The following is a 1,116-nucleotide window of genomic DNA, read 5'->3' as shown; positions in this document are numbered from 1 at the left end:
ACCCGACCGTCTTGTCGCTGATCGTTGAAATCGGCCGTGATTACGGCATGCACGCGATGCGGCTGCCGCGAGAGGCTGACGCACCGCTGCTGCTGCGGCCGTGGATCGCGCTGGTCAAGTCGCGGCTGCGGCGTGCCGGGATCGCGTACAACGACTACGTAGTGGGCGTTGCCCGCAGTGGTCAGATGGACGAGGCCGCGCTGCTCGCGGCTATCGCGCATCTGCCGCCCGGGGTCGGCGAGATCTATCTGCATCCGGCCGTGCCGGGCGAGGAGGCCATCACGCCGTCGATGCGCGATTACCGCCATGCGGACGAACTCGACGCGCTGCTGTCGCCGCGTGTTGCCGCGGCGCTGGCCGCGGCGAACGTGCGGCGCGGCGGTTTCCGCGATGTCCTGCCGGCCCGGGCCGGCACGAATCGCGAGGCGCTCGCATGAAGTTGCTGCGCGCACTGAGTTGGCCTCTGGGCATCGCGATCTTCGTCGCGTTGCTGTGGCGCGAGGGCGTGCATGACGTGAGCCAGCCGCTGTCGCAGGCGGGCTTTGCGTTGTTATGGCTGGTGCCGTTTCACATCGTGCCGCTTGCATTCGATGCGCAAGCATGGCGAATCCTGCTAGAGCGGCGCGCGTCGCTGCTGTTTCTGACCTGGGCGGCGACCGTGCGCGAAGCCGTGTCCCGGATGCTGCCGTCCGCGGGCATCGGCGGTGAACTGGTCGGTGTCCGGCTGGCCACGTGGCGCGTCAACGATGCGAGCCTGGTGGCCGCGTCGGTGGTTGTCGAGGTGCTGACCACGATCGCGGTCCAGTACGTGTTCTCGGCGCTGGGCATCGTGCTGATCTTCCTGCAGGCTTCGCACCACGGTTCGCTGACCCCGATTGTCGTCGGCCTCGTATTGTCGTTGCCGATACCGATCGTGTGCGTGGTGTTGTTGCGACGCGGCGGCTTGTTCGACAAGCTCGACCGTTTCGCGAAACGATTGTTTGGGGCCGGTCACCGGTTGCTGGCCGGCGTCGACGGCGCCGCATTGGATCGCCGCATCGACGCGGTGCTCACGCGTGCGGCGACGTTGGCGTCAGCGTTCGCATGGCAACTGGCCGGCTACGTGATCGGCGCGCT

Annotated in this window: 2 protein-coding genes; both read left to right on the top strand. The window is 67.6% G+C overall.

The window, feature by feature from the left end; translation table 11 throughout:
- Positions 1 to 437 (top strand): ChbG/HpnK family deacetylase (locus B0O95_RS15245; RefSeq protein WP_146064141.1); only part of this gene is annotated, 437 nt, incomplete at its 5' end.
- The coding region (locus tag B0O95_RS15240; protein WP_199180539.1) for a lysylphosphatidylglycerol synthase transmembrane domain-containing protein at positions 434 to 1,116 on the top strand (683 nt) is incomplete at its 3' end. The genes B0O95_RS15245 and B0O95_RS15240, both read left to right, overlap by 4 nt.

This window comes from Mycetohabitans endofungorum, from assembly GCF_002927045.1.
In the GTDB taxonomy this organism is placed as follows: Bacteria; Pseudomonadota; Gammaproteobacteria; order Burkholderiales; family Burkholderiaceae; genus Mycetohabitans; species Mycetohabitans endofungorum.
Note: the sequence above shows the minus strand (reverse complement) of the source record. Positions and strands in the feature narration are given on the sequence as shown.